General features: G+C 57.7%; 14 protein-coding genes. 7 read left to right on the top strand and 7 right to left on the bottom strand.

Translation table 11 applies throughout. The annotated features are described in order from the left end of the window. Positions 1-246: 246 nt before the first annotated feature. The 3 genes from groES to uvsE all read left to right on the top strand — a co-directional run bounded on the left by groES (position 247) and on the right by uvsE (position 3,562). Positions 247-534 carry a co-chaperone GroES gene (gene groES, locus DESU86_RS12350; RefSeq protein WP_179981316.1) on the top strand — a complete coding sequence of 96 codons (288 nt, stop codon included), beginning with the start codon at positions 247-249 and terminating at the stop codon, positions 532-534. 41 nt (positions 535-575) lie between these two features. After that, the gene (groL, locus tag DESU86_RS12345; protein WP_179981315.1) at positions 576-2,225 is read left to right on the top strand and encodes a chaperonin GroEL; all 1,650 of its coding nucleotides are present in this window, start codon (positions 576-578) and stop codon (positions 2,223-2,225) included. An 80-nt stretch (positions 2,226-2,305) separates the two neighbouring features. Further along, a complete protein-coding gene (gene uvsE, locus DESU86_RS12340; RefSeq protein ID WP_179981314.1) occupies positions 2,306-3,562 on the top strand; it encodes a UV DNA damage repair endonuclease UvsE in 1,257 nt (418 codons plus the stop codon). Between the two features lie 259 nt (positions 3,563-3,821). Here the strand turns inward: uvsE and DESU86_RS12335 are convergent, their stop codons facing one another. Further along, positions 3,822-4,451, bottom strand: coding sequence for a TetR/AcrR family transcriptional regulator (locus tag DESU86_RS12335; RefSeq protein ID WP_179981313.1), 630 nt, complete (start codon positions 4,449-4,451; stop codon positions 3,822-3,824). A 160-nt stretch (positions 4,452-4,611) separates the two neighbouring features. Here DESU86_RS12335 and DESU86_RS12330 point away from each other — a divergent pair, with 160 nt between their 5' ends. Then, positions 4,612-6,123: an MFS transporter gene (locus tag DESU86_RS12330; protein WP_179981312.1), complete on the top strand. Its 1,512-nt coding sequence runs from the start codon at positions 4,612-4,614 to the stop codon at positions 6,121-6,123. Positions 6,124-6,511: 388 nt separating this feature from the next. Here DESU86_RS12330 and DESU86_RS12325 read toward each other — a convergent pair whose 3' ends face one another. The 3 genes from DESU86_RS12325 to DESU86_RS12315 form a co-directional block, all read right to left on the bottom strand. Then, complete coding sequence (locus DESU86_RS12325) at positions 6,512-10,087, bottom strand: PEP/pyruvate-binding domain-containing protein (RefSeq protein WP_179981311.1); 3,576 nt, start codon at positions 10,085-10,087, stop codon at positions 6,512-6,514. 514 nt (positions 10,088-10,601) lie between these two features. Further along, positions 10,602-14,303: a pyruvate carboxylase gene (locus tag DESU86_RS12320; protein WP_179981310.1), complete on the bottom strand. Its 3,702-nt coding sequence runs from the start codon at positions 14,301-14,303 to the stop codon at positions 10,602-10,604. A 5-nt stretch (positions 14,304-14,308) separates the two neighbouring features. Then, positions 14,309-15,142, bottom strand: coding sequence for a biotin--[acetyl-CoA-carboxylase] ligase (locus tag DESU86_RS12315; protein ID WP_179981309.1), 834 nt, complete (start codon positions 15,140-15,142; stop codon positions 14,309-14,311). Here DESU86_RS12315 and DESU86_RS12310 point away from each other — a divergent pair. Next, positions 15,141-16,238, top strand: coding sequence for an HD domain-containing protein (locus DESU86_RS12310; protein ID WP_179981308.1), 1,098 nt, complete (start codon positions 15,141-15,143; stop codon positions 16,236-16,238). The two genes, DESU86_RS12315 and DESU86_RS12310, sit on opposite strands and share 2 nt — an antisense overlap. Positions 16,239-16,527: 289 nt before the next feature. Here the strand turns inward: DESU86_RS12310 and ybeY are convergent, their stop codons facing one another. From ybeY to DESU86_RS12295, 3 genes are all read right to left on the bottom strand, one after another. Next, positions 16,528-16,926, bottom strand: a complete 399-nt coding sequence (ybeY, locus tag DESU86_RS12305) for an rRNA maturation RNase YbeY (RefSeq protein ID WP_232088363.1) — start codon at positions 16,924-16,926, stop codon at positions 16,528-16,530. A 125-nt stretch (positions 16,927-17,051) separates the two neighbouring features. Further along, positions 17,052-19,808 carry an HD family phosphohydrolase gene (locus DESU86_RS12300; protein ID WP_232088362.1) on the bottom strand — a complete coding sequence of 919 codons (2,757 nt, stop codon included), beginning with the start codon at positions 19,806-19,808 and terminating at the stop codon, positions 17,052-17,054. Continuing rightward, the gene (locus tag DESU86_RS12295; RefSeq protein WP_179981307.1) at positions 19,774-20,772 is read right to left on the bottom strand and encodes a PhoH family protein; all 999 of its coding nucleotides are present in this window, start codon (positions 20,770-20,772) and stop codon (positions 19,774-19,776) included. The genes DESU86_RS12300 and DESU86_RS12295 overlap by 35 nt, the downstream gene beginning before the upstream one ends. A 196-nt stretch (positions 20,773-20,968) precedes the next feature. On the opposite strand from DESU86_RS12295, the gene DESU86_RS12290 reads away from it, so the two are divergent. Together DESU86_RS12290 and DESU86_RS12285 are read left to right on the top strand one after the other, a co-directional pair. After that, a complete protein-coding gene (locus DESU86_RS12290; RefSeq protein WP_179981306.1) occupies positions 20,969-22,201 on the top strand; it encodes a hypothetical protein in 1,233 nt (410 codons plus the stop codon). Between the two features lie 546 nt (positions 22,202-22,747). Continuing rightward, a complete protein-coding gene (locus DESU86_RS12285) occupies positions 22,748-23,656 on the top strand; it encodes a glutamate/aspartate ABC transporter substrate-binding protein (protein WP_179981305.1) in 909 nt (302 codons plus the stop codon). Positions 23,657-23,722 lie beyond the last annotated feature (66 nt).

Raw genomic sequence — 23,722 nt, 5'->3', positions numbered from 1 at the left:
GCGGATTCTTTTTTAATCATGTAATTTACTATTATTTTACATGGTTAGAAAAAACTTCAAAAAAATTCCACACAACCCCCTTTTCAACCCGCCAGCATGTCTTATTTCTATGCCGGTGCGGGGCCGGATTGGACAGACTGTTCAACATGGCCTGTTACGCGCAATATTTCCAGCATGTACGCTATTTTGCATACATAGCTGTGTCCCTGAGGGACGATAATAACATTTCCGGGAGGATCTGACGTCATGAAGCTGAAACCCCTTAACGACCGTGTTCTGGTCAAACGCCTTGAGTCCGAAGAAAAGACCGCCGGTGGCCTGTTCATCCCCGACACGGCTAAAGAAAAGCCGTCCAAGGGTCAGGTTGTGGCTGTGGGTCCCGGCAAGGTAGGGGATAATGGCGAGCGCACCCCTCTGGCCGTCAAGGCCGGGGACGAAGTGCTGTTCAACAAGTACGCCGGTACTGAAGTGAAGCTTGACGGCGTTGACCATCTGGTCATGCGCGAAGAAGACATTCTCGCCATCATCGACTAACTCCCACCTTTGCCGCATTACCACTAGGAGGAAATGTCCCAATGTCTGCTAAAGAAATTTTTTTTGATGTTAAAGCCCGCGAAAAACTTTCCCGTGGCGTTGATAAGCTTGCCAATGCCGTCAAGATTACCCTTGGCCCCAAAGGCCGCAACGTGGCCATTGAAAAGTCGTTTGGCGCTCCCGTCATCACCAAGGACGGCGTGACGGTTGCCAAGGAAATCGAACTTTCCGACAAGTTTGAGAACATGGGCGCCCAGCTCGTCAAGGAAGTGGCCTCCAAAACTTCCGATGCCGCTGGCGACGGTACCACCACCGCCACCATTCTGGCCCAGGCCATTTACCGCGAAGGCATCAAGCTTGTGGCTGCTGGCCGCAATCCCATGGCCATCAAGCGCGGCATCGACAAGGCTGTTGAAAGCCTGATCGCCGAACTTGCCAATCTTGCCAAGCCTACCCGCGACCAGAAAGAAATCGCCCAGATCGGCACCATTTCTGCCAACTCCGACACCACCATCGGCAACATCATTGCCGAAGCCATGTCCAAAGTGGGCAAGGAAGGCGTCATCACGGTTGAAGAAGCCAAGGGCCTCGAAACCACCATGGATGTGGTTGAAGGCATGCGCTTTGACCGCGGCTACCTTTCCCCCTACTTCGTGACCAATCCCGAAAAGATGGTCTGCGAAATGGACAATCCTTACATCCTCTGCACGGAAAAGAAAATCTCCAGCATGAAAGACATGCTGCCCGTGCTTGAGCAGGTTGCCAAGGTAAACCGTCCGCTCATGATCATCGCTGAAGACGTGGAAGGCGAAGCCCTGGCCACCCTGGTGGTCAACAAGCTGCGTGGCGCCCTCCAGGTTGTCGCCGTGAAGGCTCCTGGCTTCGGCGACCGCCGCAAGGCCATGCTTCAGGATATCGCCGTGCTGACCGGCGGCCAGGTGGCTTCCGACGACACCGGCTCCAAGCTTGAAAACATGAGCCTGGCCGAACTTGGCACCGCCAAGCGCATTGTCATCGACAAGGAAAACACCACCATTGTTGACGGCGCTGGCAAGAGCGAAGACATCAAGGCCCGCGTGAAGCAGATCCGCGCCCAGATCGAAGACAGCACCTCCGACTATGACCGCGAAAAGCTGCAGGAACGTCTTGCCAAGCTGGTGGGCGGCGTGGCCGTGGTGCATGTGGGCGCTGCCACTGAAGTGGAAATGAAGGAAAAGAAAGACCGCGTTGAAGACGCCCTCAATGCCACCCGCGCTGCCGTGGAAGAAGGCATTGTGCCTGGCGGCGGTACCGCCCTCATCCGCGTGGCCAAGGTTCTTTGCGACATCAAGCCCGCTGACGACGACGAACTGGCTGGCGTGAACATCATCCGCCGCGCCATTGAAGAGCCCCTGCGCCAGATCGCCCACAATGCCGGCTTTGAAGGCTCCATCGTGGTCGAAAGGGTGCGCGAAGGCAAGGACGGCTTCGGTTTCAACGCCGCTACCGGCGAATACGAAGACCTCATCAAGGCTGGCGTCATTGACCCCAAAAAGGTCACCCGTACGGCTCTGCAGAATGCCGCTTCCGTGGCCTCCCTGCTGCTGACCACCGAATGCGCCATTTGCGAAAAGCCCGAACCCAAGAAAGAAGCTGCCATGCCTGACATGGGCGGCATGGGTGGAATGGGCGGCATGGGCGGCATGTACTAAGCCAGCCCGGCGCTTCCCGATTTGTAGAATGACAAAGCCCCCGCGCAAGCGGGGGCTTTTTTGCACCAAAGGCATTTTTTATGATCCGCTACGGCTTTGCCTGTAAAACCGTTGGACTGCCCGGGGCGGCGCAAAGCAGCCTTACCCTGGCTCGCGCAAGCCGTGACAACCTCCTGGCCGTCAGCCGGAACAATCTGGGCGCGCTGGAAGCCATGCTGCGCTATTGCCGCAGCGAGTCCTTTGCACTCATGCGCATCAGTTCCGACTGCATCCCGCTGGCGTCGCATGAGGACATTGATTTTGACTGGCAGGCCGCATTGCGGCCGGAGCTTGAAAACCTGGCCGCCCTCGCGCGCCAAAGCGGCGTGCGCCTTTCCATGCATCCCGGCCAGTACACGGTGCTCAACTCCCCTCGTGAGGATGTAGTGCTCAAGGCCGTGGCAGACCTGGCCTACCACGCGGCCTTTCTTCACTCCCTGCAAGCCGGCCCGGAATGCCGCATAATCCTGCATCTGGGCGGGGGCTATGGCGACAAGCCTGCCGCGTTACAAAGGCTGCGCGACAATCTTGCTGCTTTGCCCGATGCTATCCTGCAACGACTGGCTCTGGAAAATGACGAGCGCATCTACACCATTGAAGATGTTCTGGCAGTGTGCCACGACTTTGAACTGCCTGCCATTTTTGACATTTTTCATCATGAGCTGAACCCGCCCCCCCATGGCGGCATGCAGCACTGGCTTGACCGCGCAGGAGCCACCTGGAACGCGCGCAGCGGACGCCAGAAAATCCATTATTCGCAGCAGTTGGCGGGCGGCAAACCGGGCATGCACTCCCTCACCATCGCCATGCGCCCTTTCATGCACATGCACGGCCTGCTTGAAGATCGCGAGCTTGATGTCATGCTGGAAGTGAAGGACAAAAACCTCTCTGCGGTCAAATGCGCAAACCTGACCCAGCCAGGCCTGCCGCGTAAAAGCCTCACGGAAGAATGGGCGCGCTACAAGTACCTTGTGCTGGAGCGCAGCCCCAATGCCTATTCCGCCATACGCCATCTGCTCAAAAGCGATCGCCCGGCTGCGGAAGCGTTTTACGCCCTGCTCGAAGATGCCCTTGCCTGCGATCTTGAACCGGGCAAGGCCAGAAACGCCGCCGAGCACGTCTGGGGCTACGTAAGCAAAAAGGCGACGGCCAGCGAATCAGCCCGCATGCTCGCAGACCTTGAACTTCTGGGCAGCGATCTTGCGCCGCTTCCCCGCATCAAGCGTAAAATCCTGGCCCTGGCGGCGAGCAAGGGCGAAGAATACCTGTTGCACAGCCTCTACTTTTACCTGAACTAAACCAGAGCAGCCATTGAGAATACACATTCTCAATGACTGCGTGCGCCCGCCCGAACGCTTGCCGGAGCAGACACCCCAGGCGCATATGCCGCGCTTGCGCCTTCACGCAAGCGCCGTGTTATCCAAAGCCCAACCTTTGTTACACAGAGCAAGCGCCTTGCCTTTTGCACCGCACAGGGCATTGCCCGCCACACCTTCGCACAAAGCAACAACAATCCCGCAACACCGCACTTTGCTTGCGGGAAAATGGCGCTTTTCGTTACGCCTGGAGCAGCAACCGCAACGAGACATAAAGCCGATCCGCCAGACGCTGCGCCAGAGGTTCCTCAAGACGCTCCGAACAGCCTGTGCCGTCCGCAATGCTCTCGTCCACAACTCCGTGAATGGCTGAATAGATAATCGTGGCCGTAAATGCGGGAGACGAAAGCCGCCACACTCCCTGTTCCACTCCCTGCTGCAAGAGGCGTTCAAGACTGCTGGTCACAGCCAGCCGATCCGCATTGGCCCGGCTGGCATGGACCGAATGATAGACCAGATCATGCTCGGCATAGCTTGAAAAATACGCATCCACATAGGCCCTGATCCAGGTCTGAAATTTTTCCTCCAGGGCCGTTTCCGGCACTGTGGCCACGCTCCTTTCCACCGCTTCAAGAAACCACTGCGTATAACGGGCGCGAAGCGCGTTCAGCACTTCATCCTTGGATTTGAAATGGTGGTAAAAGCCCCCCTTGGACAAGGCGGCCGCCGCAAGTATGTCGTTTACTGTGGCCGCTTCAAACCCCTTTTCCAAAAACACCGCGCGCGCAATGTCGAGCAGTTCGGACCGGCGCTTTTCACCAGCGCTCAGGGCGACGTTATTTTCCAGCAACAGTCTGCTTTTTTTCGGCATATCCGCAGCAACCTCGTGTTCGTGTCTTGCTCTCAGTATTGACCATTGCCTGCCCAGACCGCAATCATTATTTCCCCATTGACAGACCGACGGTCGGTCTTTATTTTCTTGCAGTGCTGCCTGAACCGAGACCTTCAGGCAAGCCCATAAGGAAACACACATGGATAAAAAGCTTGTGGCGCTGACCGCCGCCGCCTATTTGGGGACTTTTATTGCCGATATTGACATCACCATCGTCAACGTGGCTCTGCCCGCCATACAGGCGGACGTTGACGCCTCTCTTGCCGAGCTGCAATGGATAGTCAATGCCTACGCGGTTTGCCTTGCCGCCTTTATGCTGTCCGCCAGCGGACTCAGCAACAAGTTCGGCCTCAAGAGAATATGGATGCTGGCAATGGCCCTCTTTACTGCGGCCTCGCTCCTTTGCGCCTTTGCAGGCAGTATAGGGCTGCTTCTTGTTGCCCGGAGCGTCCAGGGCGCGGCCGGGGCAGTGATCATTCCCGGAGCCATGTCCATCATTTTTCACGCCTTTGATGATGCAAAGCTGCGGGCAAAGGTTATTGGCGGCTGGTCCACATTCAGCGCCATCGGGCTCATTGTCGGCCCTTTACTGGGTGGACTTCTTGTGGATTCCACAGGCTGGCCGAGCATATTTCTGATCAATATCCCTCTGGGCATAGTGGCACTGGCGCTTGGCGGATGGGGTATGAAGGAGATCGCCGTAGAGAAGGATCTGCGTCTTGACGTGGCCGGGCAGACCCTCAGCATTCTCTGGCTGGGCGGCATGACCTACGCCCTTATCACAGCAGGCCAGCATGGGCTGCTGTCAACTGTGGCGACAGTCCCGTTCACTGGCTCCTGCCTTCTGTTCGTCGTATTTTTGCATCAGCAATCCAGAACTGCCAACCCCTTGTTGCCATTGCCCCTGTTCAAGCAATCCGACTTTGACATATCCAATCTCGCCTCATTCATCCTGGGCTTTTCTACCTATAGCAGCCTGTTTTTCTTTTCACTTTATTTTCAGAGCGCGCAGGGCGCCAGCGCTTCCGAGGCCGGAGTGCGCATGATGCCGCAATTTTTGCTCACTGCGGTGGTGTCCCTTTTTTTTGGCAGACTGCACGCCCGAATCAGCGCCCAATGGCTGATGGTCGGGAGCTATGCCCTTATCGGCGTTGCCATGGCCTTGTTGTTTTTTGCCGAAGTGGACACAGGCTATGTGTATACAGGGTCACTACTGGCCCTGATGGGGGTCGGCATGGGGGTGGCCGTGCCTGTCACTGGCGTCTGCGTTTTAGGCTCAGTAAATAAATCGCGCTTTGCCACGGCCTCCGCCGTGATGAATGCCCTGCGGCAAGGCGGCATGGCATTTGGCATTGCCATTCTGGGCGCGCTGCTCGGTGCGGAAGCCGTCAGGTATGCCACACGGCTTATGACGGCAGACGGCATTCCTCAAGCCGCCCTGCGCGCTCAGGCGCTCGTTTTCACCGCTGCAACAGATGCAACGGCCGCCCCGGCCCTGCACTATTACCGTGAAGCCATAGCGCACGGTTTTCAAATGGCCATGCTGGTGGCAGGCTCTGCCTGCCTGATTATGGCTGCCATTCTGGCTTTCCAGGGCAGAAGCACGCCGCGAGCCAATGGCCCGGCATCCCGCACTAAGCAGATAGAATAGTGTCATTGTAAGTGTTGTTGAGAAATGCTTCGTGGGGGAGGGACCCTTTTGCAAAAGGGTCTCCTCCCCCACGCCCCCACCCCCTAAAACTCTTATCGTAGTTGGTGTAGTACAGGATTCAACTATGCAATCCCCCTCGAGCGCTTGCCAGAGCAATAACATGCGCACCTCTGCCGCGTTCCAGCGCCCGTCCAGGCTGTGCCATGCAAAACCGGCGTGCTCGTTCACAATGGGATTGCCCCAACACCTGCGCTGCTGGAAAGAGTAACCAGGGCTACCACTGAAAACATTTGTCGCATATGGGGCAAAAACGCCAAAACGGCCCGAAACCAAGATGGTTTCGGGCCGTTTTGCTGTCAGGCTCTGGAGCCTGTGTGGTTCTTTGTTGCTATTCCTGTATGGAACGGGCTGCCGCAAGGGCCTGGGCCTGTTCCTCAAAGTTCTGGAAGCCTGCATGGTGCAGGGCGTCCAGCACGGTATCGTCCCAGTTCCATGTGGCATAGATCACAGGCTTGTGGAAGGAGGAACGGAAGCTTTGCAGCTCCGACCGGTAGAAGTCTTCCTTGGGAGTGTCGAGATGCTCGCGGAACTGCTCGTGACGACGCTGCAACTCCCCTTCGTACCATTCCAGGATATCCTGTGGGTCCTTGTATTTCTTGAGGATATGCCCGTAACCGGCCTTTTCCATAAGCGCAGCCAGACGCTGGTGGTGCTGCTGGCCGAGCCATTTGCCAAGATCAGAGGTGGGGATGTTTTCCCCTTCCACAGCGGCGATGTCGAACACGGTCTGATAATAGGTGTCAGGCACAACCGAGGCGGACGTAATGCCCGCAATGGCCACCAGACCGCGCAGGATAAGGCTATTGGACACGCCCTGACCGCAGAAGCCCACCTTTTTGCCATACTTGAGCCCAGTGAAGATGCTCACCAGGATAGCCCAGACAACGGCGGGGTCTTCTTCATCATAGATGTGCGCAAGGCGCGCATTGTCGCGGTCGGTAGCCAGCACCATCTGGGTCATGTCATTGGAGCCGATGGAGAAACCGTCGAACTCCGAAATGAACTGCTTGGCCAGAATGGCGTTGGAGGGCAACTCGGACATGAGGATAATCTTGAGGCCGTCCTGACCGCTCTTGAGCTTGTGCACCTGCTCAAGATAGCTGCGCATGGAGCGGGCTTCTTCAAGGGTGCGCACAAAGGGCAGCATCATCCGCAGATTGGAGCCGCCGTATACGCCACGCGCCAGCTTGAATGCCTCAATTTCCCAGTCATGGATGTTACGTGAAACGCCGCGGTACCCGAGCATGGGGTTGTCTTCAAAATGTTCGAAGAGGTTGCCGCCAAGCAGGTTGCGGTATTCGTTGCTCTTGAAGTCCGTCGTGCGGTAAGTGATGGGCTTGCCGTAGAAGGCCATGGCGAAGAGCGCCAGGTTCTGGGCAAGGGTTTGCACATAATGCTCCTTGCCGGTACGGAAGCCACGAGCCTTGATCATGCTGTGGATTTTTTCCGGCAGGTTGCGCACGTCGTCCATTTCTTTCTTGAGGCCGGAGCGCAGCCCCACCTCTTCCCGCAGGTGGGCGATGTTGTCCATAAGACGTATTACGCCCGGCATATCCTTGATGCGCTTCACATGGGCTTCAACGCTGGCCTCAATTTCGGCAATGCGCTTTCCGGATTCGGGATCAGCGCTATTTTGCAGGGCAAGTTCGTCGTCATAGCCCATAATAATGCGCACATGGTCAGCCAGATCGGGCGAAGTCTTAAGAACCTCGATACGGCGTGAGGCCATCTCCATATGCTGGTCAATCTTGTGATCCAGCTCGCGCATTTTGCGGTGCTGCAACAGCACGTCTTCGGCATTGAGGTTTTTGCTGGTGTCGGCCAGGGCAGCCAGCTCGGCGGCAAGGCCAGTGACCTCGCCCACGTAGTCGCGCAGGTTAAGATTAAAGACAATGAGCCCGACGGACATCTGCTCGCGCAGAACCTTGGAAAGGCGGTCTTCCAGCTCCTTCAGCTTGGCATGCACCACCCCTTCAAGCTCGCCCTTGTCAAAGGCTTCCAGGGCTTGCGGGTGAATGCTGATGTTGCCCAGCATGAATTCCGCGCGCAACAGACCCACTTCAAACTGGTCGAAATTGCGCAGGCGGGAAAGAAAGAGCGCCTGACCCACGTCGGCAAGCACAAGGCCGACCTTGGTCTTGGTGGCAGGCAGCTTGGCCACATCCATCTCACCGCCAACCTCGTGCAAAGGCAGCAGGCCGCGGTACACACGTCCGCGCGTACCGTCAACCGTAACCTCGGCGCCGTCCAGGGCGCGCAGCACGTCAAGGCGCTGAATGCCGATAACGGCGGCAATGCCGAGTTCACGCGAAGTGATGGCGGCATGGCTTGTGTCGCCGCCCACGTCGGCCATAATGGCGGAGGCCACACGCATACCCGGCACCATGTCCGGGTCGGTGCGCTCGGCGGCAAGCACGTCGCCCTTGGCAATCTTGTTCAGTTCCAGGGCCGAACGCAAAAAGCGCACCGTGCCCTGACCCGCCCCGCGTGAAGCCCCATTACCCTCTACCAGGACTTCGGCTTCAGCCGCAGCCTTGGGATCAACTTCACGGCGACGCATGAAGATGGTCGTGGGGTGCATTTCCAGGTCTTCATTCCAGCGGGTTTCAGGCCGCGCCTGCACGAACCAGAGCTTGTCGTTGGCGTCAATGCAGAATTCCGTGTCCATAATCATGCCATCGTAAGCCTTGCTTACGGCGCGCACGCCCTGGGCCACTCGTTCTGCCTGACTGAGCGAAAGCGCCCAGCGCAGCGCCTCAAGCTCGGGCACTTCCACTTCCTTGGTGCCGCCCCTTTCGTCATAAACAATCTTCATGTCCTTGCAGCCCATCTGACGGATGACAACCTCGGCGCCGTCGTCGCGCTGGAAGACATACAGTTTGTCGGGCGTAACCTTGCCGCCCACCACGGCCTCACCGAGTCCATAGCTGGCGTCGATGCTCACGAGGTCCTTGCGGCTGGTGCCGCGGCAACCGGTGGCCGTATCAGCGGAAAACGCCGTACCGGAAATGACGGGGTTGATCATCTGCATCATGCACACAGAAAGAGACGTGTGCTCGATGGCCCATTCTTTCTTGGCGGTTTCGGCAATGGACTCGTCGCCCGTTGCCTCGGCCTTGGCCAGCGCGTCCAGAATAGCCTCACGGCGATAGGTCATGGAGCGCAGGTTGTAGGCCGATGAACAGTCCCAGTGGTACGCCTCGACAACCTTTTCTTCACCCACCATGTTCAGATAGGTGTCCTGCAGGCCGGCAAAGGCTTTTTTGCGCGAGTCTTCGCCAGCGGCGGAAGAACGCACGGCCACAGGGGTCATGTCGTCGGAATTGTCCTGGCAGATCTCGCGGTAAGCCCCGCGCACGGCCTCACTGACATCGGAGGGAACCTCCACGGAAAGGATGGCCGCCTGCACAATGACAGAGCGCTTGCGCAACTGATCAATGCCCTCGGGAGAGGTGGCAAAGCCTTCGACGATGTTATTGATAAAGGTACGCAGTTTGGTGTGCGACTGCTCGCCTTCGGCCTTGGCGGCCTGATAAATCTGTTTGCCGAGCTGGCGCACAAATTTTTGCAGAAAGTCCGGGTCCTGGTTAATTTCGGGGTCGTTCCAGTCAATGCGTCCGTATTCACGGTCCACAACACTGCGCACCACGCGCCCGTTCACCTTGGTTTCATCCAGAAGCTGGTGAAAGGCCAGGGAGGATATGGCGCGAAAATACGGCGCCTGAATGCCCTCGATCTGGCTGATTAACGCTGTGTTATAGTTTTTACCACCAACAAGCAATTCCGCTTCAGGTCCAAGCTGCACAATGTCGGCGCCCGTAAGCACCAGTTTTTTCTGAATGGCTTCAGGGGCATGCCCCTTGACCTTATTCTGCGCAGGTTTGGCGGCGGTACTCTTACCCATGTCTTCCTCCGGTTTGGGAAACAGAAGCATTGCAACCTAGGAAATTGTATATCGGCATCAGCAAACTGTCCACAAATTACCACATGGCAGAAGGCCCTACGGCTGATATGGCAGAAGTACTGATGAGCCGGCACATCGGTGTTGCCAGCATTGGAGCAATTTCACTTTGAAATTGCTCTGGCAGCTGCCTGAGCAGATGCCCGCTGTGGAGGCGTACGCGCTATTTATTTGCGCGGTTCAGCGCCGAAGCGAGCGTATCATAAATTTTGAGAGTGAGTATTCTCAAAGTACTCTGCTCCAGGGGATTAGGCTTCCGGAAGACAACCTTCCGGAAGCCATAAAGCGTCAATGTCGTGTAACCTAACGAAGCACTGATTAAAGAGCCTCCTGGAAACGCGCTGGTATTTCCTTTGGCAAGGCGCGATCTTTTTTGAAGCAGGAGCGGACTCTTCCGTCCTCGACTGTTTCAAAAAAAGTGAAGCAACGACGCCAAACGGAATAAATCAGCGTTTCCCTAACTGACCTTTGAACCACAATAGGGGCAGAAGGTGATGTTTTCCATGGGAATGGGCTGCCCGCAGGCTTCATTGGCGCACACACGCGGCACAGGGCCGAGTTCCACAATGAGTTCACCCTCGCGCACAGAAACCATCTGTTTGCTTTCTTTAAAATCAGCGGTTTTCAGCACACGTTTGACCATGCCGTCCACAGGGGCGAGCACGGCTTTTTCCTGCTTCATGATGGACACGTTGAACAGTTCCTCGCCAGCCTTGACCACGTCTCCGGGGTGCACGTACATGACCCAGAGATCGCCATTGCTTGGCGCGGCCACATGGTACGGGTTGGCAGGATCGGCCATAAGAGCGCCCTTGACGGCCGTCCCCACGGGTTGGCGCACCTGCACGTCATAACTCATGAACTCGGAGTCCAGCACATAACGGCAGATGGATATGCCGGTCTCATTGGGCGCGGATATGCTCAACAGTTGGAGATGGTGCGGCTTGCCGCTGCTGTCGTTGAAGTACAGGTCCTGACCAACCTTCAGACCCTCAAACCACACGTGCAGGGGCAGGTTGTTGGGATCGCCGAACTTGGCCTTGAACTGTATGGTCTTGAGGGCGTCCGCCGGGTGATTGAGGTAGAGCACAAACTCTTCGTCATTGGGCTTGCGCTTGAGAATGTCGCCACAGGCCTTTTCTTCCGCAGACAGGTTTATGTCCACCAGCGAATCCAGAGGTGAAGCCTCGGTACGGCTGGCAACGGCGTTTTTCCACTCCGCGCCGAAAGCGCTCATGTACACCCAGTCCGCGGGGAAGCCCAGGGGCAACTTGCCGAACTTGCCAAGCAGAAGATTGCGGAAGGCATCGTTGCAGTCACGGTAGATGTGCAGACGGGCCTTGCGCATTTCCTGCGACAAATCCTCTTCCGGCGTGCGCGTCACTTCTGCAAGCACCTGAAGCAGGTAACGCACCTCGTCTTCGCCGCCGCGCTTCCAGGCCCCGGTCACGGCCAGAAACGCCGTGTTCCAGGTGATCTGCGAACCGGGCGTAACGTCATGATACCGCACGATCTGGCGCGTGCCCTCAAGGAACTTGAGCATATAGGGCAACAGGTGAATGTAGCCCTGCTTCATGGCCCCTTCCTGCGAGGAAGAGGTGGCCCCGCCGGGCATGCCATGCAGGGTGACGTCATAGTCTATGCCCTGGAAGTACGGCGCGCAGTAGCGGTCATAATACGGCATGATCTGTTTGCAGACGAAATTGGCGTCGCGGATTGCGTTCTTGTCCAAATGGCATGAAAGGCCAAGTTCGTCCTCAATGTAGGCCATGGTGGACAGCACGTCGCCCTGGCCGTACGAACGCACGGCTGAACCCAGGCCCACATCAATAATGTGAGCTCCGGCTTTGGCCGCCGCGCCGCAGGAGGGCACAAACAGGCCGTCCGTGTAGTGGCGGTGATAGTGCTGCACAAGTTCGGGCCAGGCTTTGCGTATGGCCGTGACCAGTTCCGTCATGAAGCGCGGAGGGCAGACCCCGGCCATATCCTTGAGGCCCAGAATGATGTGCCGCGAAGCTTCCTTGGGGTCAACGCCCATGACGCTGCCAACCATGCGCAGTATGGCTTCCGTGACGCCAAGGTAGTGCTGCACGTCAAAGCCCTTGGCCCAGGACATGGAAATGGCGGGCTCGAAAATGACGTCATTGCGGCCAAGAACCACTTCGGCCATGGGCCGCATGTTTTCAATATGGTTCAGGAAGTCAAAGCAGCGGATGATCTGGTAATGGTCACAGATCATTTCTCCGGTCTTGAGCATGAGGTTGCGGGGCTGCGGCGTATAGCCCAGCACGTTGGTGGAGCGCACCAAAAGCTGCTTCATGGTCTTGGGGGCAAAGCGGTTCCATTCCTTCGCCTCGGTGAAGGGGTAGGTCATATTGGCCAGCATGGCCACGTGGAAGTGCGCGCCGCCGCCATTTTCTATGGAGAAGTATCCCACGTTGTCCAGATACGGGCCAATAAGCCTGTCCTCGGCGAGGCGGAAACGGTTGCCGGAATTGGACTGGGTGAAATCACGCGGTGTGGTGTCGGTAAAATGCACCTTCCCGGAATCACGGATGTAATCCAGGGTAGCCAGACGGTCACCCTGCGGATAGGGCGAAGGCTGCCGCCGCTGCGCCGAAGTGATGGCGGGCATTACCGGCTCAAAGGGGCCAAGACAGGGCGTGGTGTCCGAGCGGTATTCCCCAAGCTGCACATAGGGATTGAAACCCTTGGCGGATATTTCGGCCACCAGCTTGGACAGGCGTTCGCCCTCGGGAGCAAGGTCGGTGTAAACCATGAGCTCCGGATGGTTGGCGATAAAGTTGGTGTTGATGTTGCCCTGGCGGAACAGGGGATTTTTTATGAGCTGGCGGTAGAAAGGAATGGTGGTCTTGATGCCGCCAATGACATATTCGCTGAGCGCGCGCTCCATGATGCCAAGGGTCTTTTCCCAGTCATGGGCGTAGGAAATGAGCAGAGCGCCCGCCGAGTCGTAGTTGGCAGGGAACTCGTACCCGGCGCTGATGTTGGAGTCCAGCCGGACGCCGGGGCCGCCGGGCGACACGTAGCGCGAAATAAGGCCGGAGTTGGGAGCAAAGTTGTCCTGCGGGTTCTCGCAGTTGATGCGCACCTGCATGGCGCAGTACGAGGGGCGCAGATTTTCTTCGCGGTAGCGTAGTTCCGCGCCAAAGGCCACGGCGATCTGCTCTTCCACCAGGTCGATGCCGTAGCGGCATTCGGTGATGCCGTGCTCCACCTGCAGCCGGGTATTGACCTCGATAAGATAGGGCGTGCCGTCGGGCGTAACCAGAAACTCCACCGTTGCCAGGCTGTGATAGCCCACCGCGCGCACCAGACGGCGCGAGTAGTCCTTGAGCCGCTCGCGCAGGTTGCGCGAGAGACCCGACCAGGGCGAGGGGGTTATCTCGATGAGCTTCTGGTGATTGCGCTGCACGGTACAGTCGCGTTCATCAAAGGCAAAGACATTGCCGTACATGTCGGCAATGACCTGGATTTCAATGTGGCGCACGTCAGCGAGAAATTTTTCCACAAACAGGCGCGGGTTGCCAAAAGAAGCCTGCGCCATGGTGGAAGCCTTGAAAAAGGCGTCCTCAAGCTCCGCTTCATTGTGAATGGCAAAAATACCGCGACCGCCGCCGCCGCCTTCAGCCTTGAGCATGATAGGCAGCCCCATCTCGCTGATGAGCTTTTTGGCCGTGGGGATGTCAACTGCGCCGTCCGAACCGGGAACCACAGGAATGCCGAGTTTTCGCGCCACTTCCCGAGCCTGAACCTTGTTGCCGAGCAGGTTCATGGCCTCGGCGGTAGCGCCGATAAAGGTAATGCCCGCTTCTTTGCAACGCGCGGGAAAACGCGTGTCTTCAGAGGCGAACCCCCAGCCGGGGTGGATGCCAACGACGCCGCGCTGCTTGGCCTTGGCGATGACGCCGTCAATGTCCAGATAGGCGCGCGGTTCTGCTCCCAGTAGGACCAACTCCTGAGCGGTGGAAGCCGCCGGAGCGGTTTTGTCCACATCAGTGGCGGTCATGGCTGCCACGGCGTCGAACCGTTCCCGGATGGAACGGCAGATGCGCCTGCCCGGAATGCCCCGGTTGGCGACAAGTATTACCTTACCCTTCAAAAAATCTTGCACTTCCGCGAATGTCTTGTTGGCCATGCCTTTTAACCCTTTACTGCTGCTCTGCCGGTTAGCAGAAGGCTTCCGCTGAAAAATTCCTCAAGCCGTCCGTTTTGGTTAAGACAAAGGCCGCCTGCCGGGCTCAAACCCGTCAACCAGCCGCGCACAATGCGCCCATCGTCGCGCAGCTCCACATTCTTTCCACGCCACAGCAAAAGGCTGTCAGCGCGCTTTTTCCACTGCTCGGAAAATGAGTGGCAGTCAATATATGCTGAATGCATGAGCATTACAAGCCGTTGCCATAGGGCTTCCGCTGTAGAAATATATTGCCCCTCCGCATGCCTGCAAACGTCACGCAGACAGGTGGCCTCCATGGCGGCGTCTGCCCGTAATATGGCGGCTGGCGGGGAAAAATCCACGTTGATGCCCATACCCGCAAGCAGTATGCCGCCGCGCTCCTCAAGCAGAATACCCGCAAGTTTTTTGGGCTGCCCGTCAGCGTCCGCAATGACAATATCGTTAGGCCACTTGAGCTGCACAGGCCAGCCCTCGCTCCGCAAGGCTTCCGCCAATAAAAACGCTGTGGCCGGGGCCGCTGCGGAACCGTCAAAAGGCGGGCTCACAGGCATCCGCAGGGCCACATAGATATTGCCCGGCGGCGAATACCAGGTGCGCCGCAATTGCCCACGTCCGGCGCTCTGGGCGGCGCACTGCACGCTGTCCCACGGCGCAAGCAGGCCGCTGGCGGCCATATGCATGGCGGCATCAAGGCATGAGGCCACATGTCCAAAACGCCAGATGGCGGGCGGGCGCGAATCTGGCGTTGAAGCCCTCTCCTCGCTTCCCTCATGTGGATGACTGTGACATACTGCGACCATGGAACTTTACCTCGTTGGCGGCGCGGTGCGCGACATGCTGGTGGGCCGGACGCCCACGGAACTGGATTTCGCCTTTGACGGCACTGTGGAAGATTTTCTGGATGCTCATCCCGATGCCCGCCGTGTGGGCAAAAGCGTACATGTTTGCCTGTGGCGCGGGCGTGAATGCATGCCCCTGCGCGGAAACAGCCCCGTAAGCGACCTCATGGCGCGTGACCTCACGGTCAATGCCCTGGCCCTGGACAGCGCGGGAAGACTGTATGCGCACCCGCAGGCCTATCACGATCTGCGGCGGCGTATTCTGCGCCCGGCCTCTCCCACGTCTTTTGCCAGCGATCCCACAAGAATCTTCCGCCTGGCGCGCTTTGCCGCCGCCTGGCCTGACTGGAGCATTGACAAAAATGCCTTTGAGCAGATGCGCGCGCTTTCGGTAGCGGATCTTGCCGCTCTGCCCGCCGAACGTGTGGGCCGCGAAATTGTCAAAGCTCTGGGGGCTCCGGCTCCTGCCCGCTTTTTTCGCGTGCTGGCCCAGGGGCAAGCCTTGCGGCCCTGGCTGGCGGAACTGGACGAAGCAAGCCGAATTCCGGCGGGCCCAGAGCAATGGCACAGCAATTCGGTTCTCGGCCACAGTCTGCGCATTATGGACATGGTCGCTGGAGACGCCGTGACGGCCTGGATGGCCCTTTGTCATGATCTCGGAAAAATCCAGACCGATCCTGCCCTGCTGCCGCATCACTACGGCCATGAAAAACGTGGCATCGCCCTGAGCGCGGAACTGGCGCGCCGCCTGCGCCTGCCAGATCGCTTTGCCAGGGCCGGAGCACTTGCGGCAGCCGAACATATGAAAGGCGGCATGTATTCAATGCTTCGGCCCGGAACCCGCCGCGACCTGCTCTGGCGGGTTCACGCATCAGGGCTTGACCAGCGTTTCTGGCGCCTGGTGGATGCGGACAGCGGCAGCCCGGTCAGCACAGTGGCTCTTGCACATCTGGCTGTGCTTCTTGATTTGCGCCTCCCCGAGGCATGGCGCAACAAAGGGGAAAGTTCAGCCCGAAAGCTGCGGGACATGCATTGTCAGGCACTGGCGAAACTTTAGGGAAACGCTGATTTATTTCGTTTGGCGGACTTGCTTCACTTTTTTTGAAACAGTCGAGGACGGAAGAGTCCACTCCTGCTTCAAAAAAACTCGCGCCTTGCCAAACGAAATAACTGCGCGTTTCCAGGAGGCTCGTTAATCCGTGCTTCCCGAGGGCAAACCAAGTAAGATCCGTATTACGCATGTCACCGCACATGGGTCACGGCACACCCGCAACGACATTTTCCCGCGCAAACTCCTGCGCCCTCGCCTTCACTGGCGGGCGTCCGCCCACGATCCGTTGCCCACGTCAAAACGACACGGCTCCAGCAGGCTCCGCTCTCCCTTCACTGCACAGAGCCGCACAGCCCGCGTCCATGTAGCGTTCACAAAGGGCGTCCATGGCCGGGCCATGATCCAATCCGCACAAATGCCCCATGCCGTGGGCCAGAAGCCGCACGGCATGCTCGGACGGATCCTGCCCGTACAGCAGGCACTCCCTGCACAGCGTGTCCAGCGAAAGCAGTAAAACTCCGGGAGTTTCCGCCCCGCCGGGAAAGGAAAGAATATTGGTAGGGCCTGCGCAGCCGAGATGTCTGGCGTTGGCATCCGCAATGGCGGCATCGTCCAGCAGAAAAAGCTCCACTTCCGCCGGGACCTGAAATCCTTCGGCGGCACTCTGGGCCGCATCCGGAAGAATTTCGAGCATAGCCTCAAGCGCTGTTTCCATCTGACGCCAGTGGAGCGGCGTGAAGGCAGCGCCCTGAGGGTAGTGGCAAAAGATGCGAACCCGTCCGCCGCCTCTTGCCCGCGCGAGGGAGGAAGGAAACAACGTCACCGCGCCCCTTTGTCCGAAGGTTTTTGCGGCGTGCCCTGTCCTGGCTGGACTTGTCCTGATGCCTGGCCTGGCTGGCCCGCTTGACTTGTTTGCCCTGGTTGGTCTTGCTGACCTGATTTGCCTGACGACTCGGGCTGCCCTGCCTGGCCTGTCTGGTTCTGCCCTGCTTGCCCCGACTGGACGGGCTGGCCTGGCTGTGCCGCAGCGGCGGAAAGATCCGGGCGGCCGCCGTTTGTGGGCGCGGTGGACGTTCTTTCGGATTTCACATTTTCCGCGCCGCCATTCTTCGCTCCGCCCTGCGCTGCGGCATGGGGCGTAACAACGGGAACATGGGGAAGCACTGGCATACCCGTAGCCGGGGTGGCAGCGCCTGCGGTCTCACCATTGGGCTCCTGCCGCGCGTCTGCCTTGCTTTCCACCCGGACATCCGGCTTGCCGTCGGATTTGACATCCGGTTTACCGTCGGATTTGGCGTCCGGCCTGCCATCGGTCTTTCCTTCGGGCTTGGCGTCCGTCTTGCCGTCAGCCTTACCCCCGACCTTGCTGGCAACGTCGCGAATCTTGGCGTCGGGATAGGCAATACGCTGGTGAAAAATACCCGTAAGGATGCGCTGGAAATTCTCGCTGAGATAATGCAGATCCTTGAACGTCAGTTCAGACTCGTCCAACTGCCCTTCGGAGAAAATCCCCTTGATGATGGCGTCAATATGGCTCTTGATGCGTGCAGGGGTAGGATCGGTGAGCGTACGGCTTGAAGCCTCCACCGAGTCGGCCAGCATGAGAATGGCGGCTTCCTTGGTCTGCGGCCTTGGTCCCAGGTAGCTGTAATCGGACTCTCTGGGTTTTTCGCCCAAATTGAGGGCTTTCTGGTAGAAATAGCGGATGATGCGCGTACCGTGGTGCTGGCTGATGATATCCACTATGTCTTGGCCCAGTTTGTAGCGTTCGGCCAGTTCCGTGCCTTTTTTGACATGGGACAGCAAAATAAGCGCGCTCATGGACGGCGCAAGCTTGTCGTGCTTGTTGGGGCCGCCAAACTGGTTTTCGATGAAATATTCGGGATAGGACAGCTTGCCCACGTCATGATAGAGCGCCGCCACCTTGCACAGCAGGCTGTTGGCGCCAATGGCCTTGGCTCCGGCTTCCACCATGTTGGATACCACCAGCGAATGGTGGTAGGTGCCGGGCACCGTCACCATAAGCTCCTGCATAAGCGGCTGTTCAAGGCTCATGAGTTCCATCAGGCGGAAGCGCGTACTGTAGCCAAAGCTCAGTTCCAGCACGGGGCTGACGGCAAAAAGCAGGATCAGCGACAGCAGGCTGTTGATGGCCACCGCGGCAAGCTGCACAGGCAGTTCTGCCGGGGCTGTCTGCGACAGCAGGGCCGTGCCGAACCAGATGAGCGACTGGCCTATGGTCAGGGGCACGATGCTCCACACCACATCCTGACGGCTCTGGGCGTTGGTCACAAGCCATGTGGCCAGCATGCCCCCAAGAAACTGGAACAGAAAGAAGTAAAAATCTTCCTGAAACATGAGCATGGTGAAGAACGACAGCAAAAGCCCCATGGTGCAGTAGCGCCGGGCCGCAAAGACCATGGCCACCAGCCCCACGGCGCCCGCCACGGGAAAGCCCAGGCACAGGGTATTGAGAAAGGTCACGCTGTCCATGCGCAGACCCAGCACATAGACAATCTTCGCCCCTACGCTAAAAAGCAGAAGCAGCAGCGAAATCAGCAGCATATCTTTACAGCGCAGCGGTGTTCCGGGCTTGCCGCTGGGCGCCACAAAAAAACCGACGCTCAGGACCAGGGAACACAAAAAGGTTCCCATGGCCGTGCCCCAATGCATGGGGTCGGACGCGGATTTATACAGGGTTTGCAGTTTTATCTGTTGTTCGCGGCTGACACGCTCACCCTTGCGTATCAAGAGTTCGCCCTTGAGAATTTGATAGTAAACCGGCTCCACCATGCTCATGACGGCGTTGCCGCGCTTTTGCGTGGCTTCCCGGTTAAGCGTGAGCGAGGCTGGCACAGTGGCGGAAAGCAGAATATTGATGGCCCGCCGCGACTGCGCGTTCAGGGCGGGAACCTGCCGGACAATGGAAGAAACCTCTGCCAGAAACGATTGCACATCGGGCAGGTTGGTCACGTCGGGGCGCAGGATTTCCGTATTATTATCAAGATTGCGGATGATAACGCCGCTGCGTCCGACCCTGGCCGAACGTATGTCGCCCACAAGCCCTTCGGCCATGTGCTCGCGGATGCTGGGCAGCAGCGTTTTCAGCAGATAGGACTGAACCTCGGGATGCGACAGTTCAGGCAGCACCTCGTCAGTCACGGGCGGGGTCAGTTCGTCGGCCAGGCGCTGCAAAGGGCCTTCCTGGGCTTTGTAGTCCACCCCGTTATTCAGGCTGCGCAAAATCTCCACAATGCGGTTCTGAAAAGCCACATAGGGTTCCAGGCTCAGGTCGTACACAGGGGGCTGCAAGAACAGCACCTGCTTGCGGCGCGCCTTGGTGGCCTGCGTATCTTCCACAAGAATGTCGCGGTCGGCGACAACGTCCGAATCCGCCACCTGCCCGGCCACATAGATTCTGGGCACCACTTCGAAATTGGCCCCGGCCAGAAGCGACAGGGCAAAAAAAGTAATGATGAGGGCCGCCAGCCCCCAACCGCAGTGATGCCGCGCCCTCAATGCATGTATGAGAGCCAGAAAGCTAGCTGGCCGTGCCGTCTTTTTCTGCGTTATCATAGGCGTTTACAATGGCTCCCACCAAAGGATGGCGCACAACGTCAGCTTTGCTGAAGCGGTGTACGGCCAAACCAGGCACATCAGGAAGGATATTCAGCGCATGAATGAGCCCTGAACGCGGACGCTGGCCCCCAGGCTGCATAGGCAGATCAATCTGCGTAATATCGCCGGTAACGACCATCCGCGAGCCAAAACCCATGCGCGTGAGAAACATTTTCATCTGTTCCTGAGTGGTATTCTGGGCTTCGTCCAAAATTATGAAGGCGTCATTGAGTGTGCGCCCCCGCATAAAGGCAAGGGGGGCCACTTCAATGGAGCCTACCTCCATCATGGATGCTACCTTGGGCTGGGGCATCATATCGTGCAGGGCGTCATAGAGGGGCCGAAGGTAGGGATTGACTTTTTCCGCCAGATCGCCGGGCAGAAAACCCAGACGTTCTCCCGCTTCCACCGCCGGACGGGTGAGCACGATACGTTTGACCTTGTGCTGCTGAAACATGGACAGGGCCATGGCCACAGCCAGATAGGTTTTGCCCGTGCCAGCCGGGCCAACGGCAAAAACCAGCTCATGACGCCGTAAAAGATCAAGATAGGTGCGCTGGGCCACATTGCGGGCCGTGACCGTTTTGCGGGGCGTATTCACAAAAACCGCATCGCGAAAAATCTGCGACAGGTTCAGCCCGGGGTCTGCCCTGAGCATCTCATACGCGCGCGCGAAGTCCTGCTGGCTCAGAACAAGGCCGCCCCGCAGCAATTCATACAGCTGCACAAAAACATTGCACAAGACCTGACGAACATCCGCATCTGACGATTCGATCAGAATACGGGCTCCACGGCTTGTGATGCGCGCCCCGCTGGCCACAGCCAACAGGTCGAGATGCGCATTGTGGGGCCCAAACAGCTGATTTGCCAGGGCTGAATCGTCAAATTCAACGGTTTCATTCATGGAAGATTGTACTGCCATGCTCGCTCTCTAGCCTATTTTATGTGGGCTGTCCATCATTGCAAGGGGTATGCGCCATCTTCTCTTACGGCAAGTTTTTCCCGCACATGCGCGCAGCGTCCCTTTTGCAGGGCCGGTCATGGTGAAAACGCAGTATGGCCCATATCTTGCTACTGTGCAGGCAGATATTTTACGGCAATTATTGCCGGGAGGAACCATGAGCATATCCAGCGTCAACAGCTATACTTCGGCCCCACTTCAATGGCAGGGGCAGCAGTTGAAGAGCACGGGAACCAGCAGCGCCTCCAGCAGTTCGTCCAACAGCCTGAGCAGCCTCTTCAATTCCGGCGCGTCCATGACCAGCCAGCTTTCCAGCATGGTTGAACTGACCAAGTACGCCATGGAATCCATGGGGCTTTCCGACAACAGCCGCGTGACGTTCAGCCAGATCACCAAATATCGCGAACAGCTGCTTTCAAGCTTCAATGACAGCGTCAAGAGCGGCCTTTCCAAGGTCGGCATCAGCAATCCTCAGGACATTACCTTCGCCCTGGACAAGGACGGCAAACTGACCGCCTCAAGCTCCAACGCCGCCGACCAGAAGGCAGCCCAGGCATGGCTTGACTCCAATCCCAGCCTCGGCAAGGACCTGCGCGCTTCCCTCACCACTGCCGGCATTGACGCCAGTACGACCGTGAGCATGAAAGTAAGCAGCACTGGCAAACTCAGCGTGGTCAATACCGCGCAGGCCGCCATACAGGACGGGCTTGACGCCAGCAGCGACCAGAGCGCGAAACTGCGTGCCGCCTTGAGCGAAATGGGCGTCGATCTGTCCACCACCCCCATGAATTTTACGCTGACTGCCGAAGGGCGGCTTGTGGCCAGCGATGGAGGCGATCAGGCCACTGCGGTCAACAAGTGGCTTGAGGACAATACGGCTCTGGCCGACACCCTCGCGGCACAACTGAAAAAGCAGAACGTGGATTCTTCCGCCGTAAGCCTCAGGTTGGGCGCAACGGGCAACGTTCAGGTCACGGTCAATAACAGCGATCTCACAGCCGCCCAGGGAGTGCTCGACAAAAGCAGCCTGGGGCAGACCCTGAACAGCGGTCTGAACAGTCTTGGCGTGGACGCCAACGTAAAATTCACCCTTCAGGTCAATACCGACGGCAGCGTCACCGTTATCAGCGACGGCGCGGATCAGGCCAAGATACAGCAGTTTTTCAACGACAACCCCAAACTGGTCAAACAGTACCAGCAGATCGAGGCCCTTTCCGGCCTTGATGACGCGCGCAAAGCCATGCAGGTATCGCCGTCGGAAATGCGCAAACGCATACAGGTGGAGTCCATGGCCGCCTGGTGGTCCGGTTCCAACAACGCCAGCTCATACTTCGGCAGCTATTCAGAAGGCAATATGAGCGTTCTTGCGGGCCTCAATCGCAGCGTGTGACCCCAAAACGCCTCTGTCAGGTCTTCCAGACAGCAGCGCCGGGCAAAAGCCCGGCGCTTTTTTATGGCGCAGGGTGCGCTGCCGCACTCCATGCGCACTCCGCTTTTCTTGCGCTTTGCTGGATAATTACGCCCCGTTTTGCAGGTCAATTCCATAACTTGTTGACAAGAAGTTCATTATTTATAAAACTAACTAGGTTATAAGGGGCGATAACACAGATTTCATGCCAAAGAACCGATGCTCTTCATGGGCGGCAGCCTGCGACCCCCCACACAAGCCGTCAAGCAATGAGGCCATGCCGACAGTGCCTGCCATAGGCGCGCTGTCGGCAGCGGACACGTCTTCCTTTTTTGGAAGAACCTCAGTGCTCGGCCATGTAAACCGGCAGCCCTCTATATAGGTAATTTCCGCCAGCTTTCGGCCTGCGCCGAGGCTGACGGTTTACATTGGTTAAGGACCACAACTTTTCCCGCAAGGGATTTTGGGGACGTTTATCGAACAAATCCAAAGTTTGCTCCCTGCAATGCACCTTTTTAGGAGGAAACCATGACCCTGAAAAAAATCTTTTTGTCCGCGCTGGCAGGCTTGCTGCTGCTGACCGCCGCCCATGCATCTGCCCAGGCGGAAGAACTGACCGGCACCTTGAAAAAAATTAAGGAAACCGGCGTAATCGTTGTAGGGCATCGCGAATCCTCCGTACCTTTTTCATACTATGACTTGCAGCAGAACGTCATCGGCTATGCGCAAGACTATTCCAACAAGGTTGTTGACGCTGTGAAAAAGCAGCTCAACATGCCCGACCTGAAAGTGCGTTTTGTACCCATTACCTCGCAAAACCGCATTCCTCTGCTCCAGAACGGCACCTACGATTTTGAGTGTGGTTCAACCACCAACAATCTTGACCGTCAGCAGCAAGTGGATTTTTCCAACACCTTCTTTATTGTCGGCACCCGCCTGCTTACGCACAAAAACTCCGGCATCAAAGACTTTGACGACCTCAAGGGCAAGAATGTGGCCGTCACCGCCGGGACCACTTCCGAAATGCTGCTGAACAAGATGAATGACGAAAAGAAGCTTGGCATCAACGTCATCAGCGTCAAAGACCATGGCGATGCCTTCCGCACTGTGGAATCCGGCCGTGCCGTGGCCTTCTTTATTGACGACGCCCTGCTGGCCGGCGAACGCGCCAAGGCCAAAAAGCCTGCCGACTGGGTCATCGTGGGCACCCCCCAGAGCTTTGAAGCTTACGGCTGCATGGTTCGCAAGGGTGACGCCCCCTTCAAGAAGCTGGTGGACGGCACCATTGCCGAACTGCAACTGAACGGCGAAGCTGAAAAATCTTACCAGCGCTGGTTCAAACAGCCCATCCCCCCCAAGGGCATGAACATGAACTTTGACATGTCCGACGAAATGAAGAACCTGTTCAAGGCCCCCAACGACAAAGCCCTGAATTAATCTTTATTTGAACCTTGGTTTGCAATGCGGAGCGCCAGCCGGACATCCCGCTGGCGCTCCGCCATC

It is taken from the genome of Desulfovibrio sp. 86 (assembly GCF_902702915.1).
GTDB lineage: Bacteria > Desulfobacterota > Desulfovibrionia > Desulfovibrionales > Desulfovibrionaceae > Desulfovibrio.
This window is presented reverse-complemented; position numbering and strand designations above follow the sequence as displayed.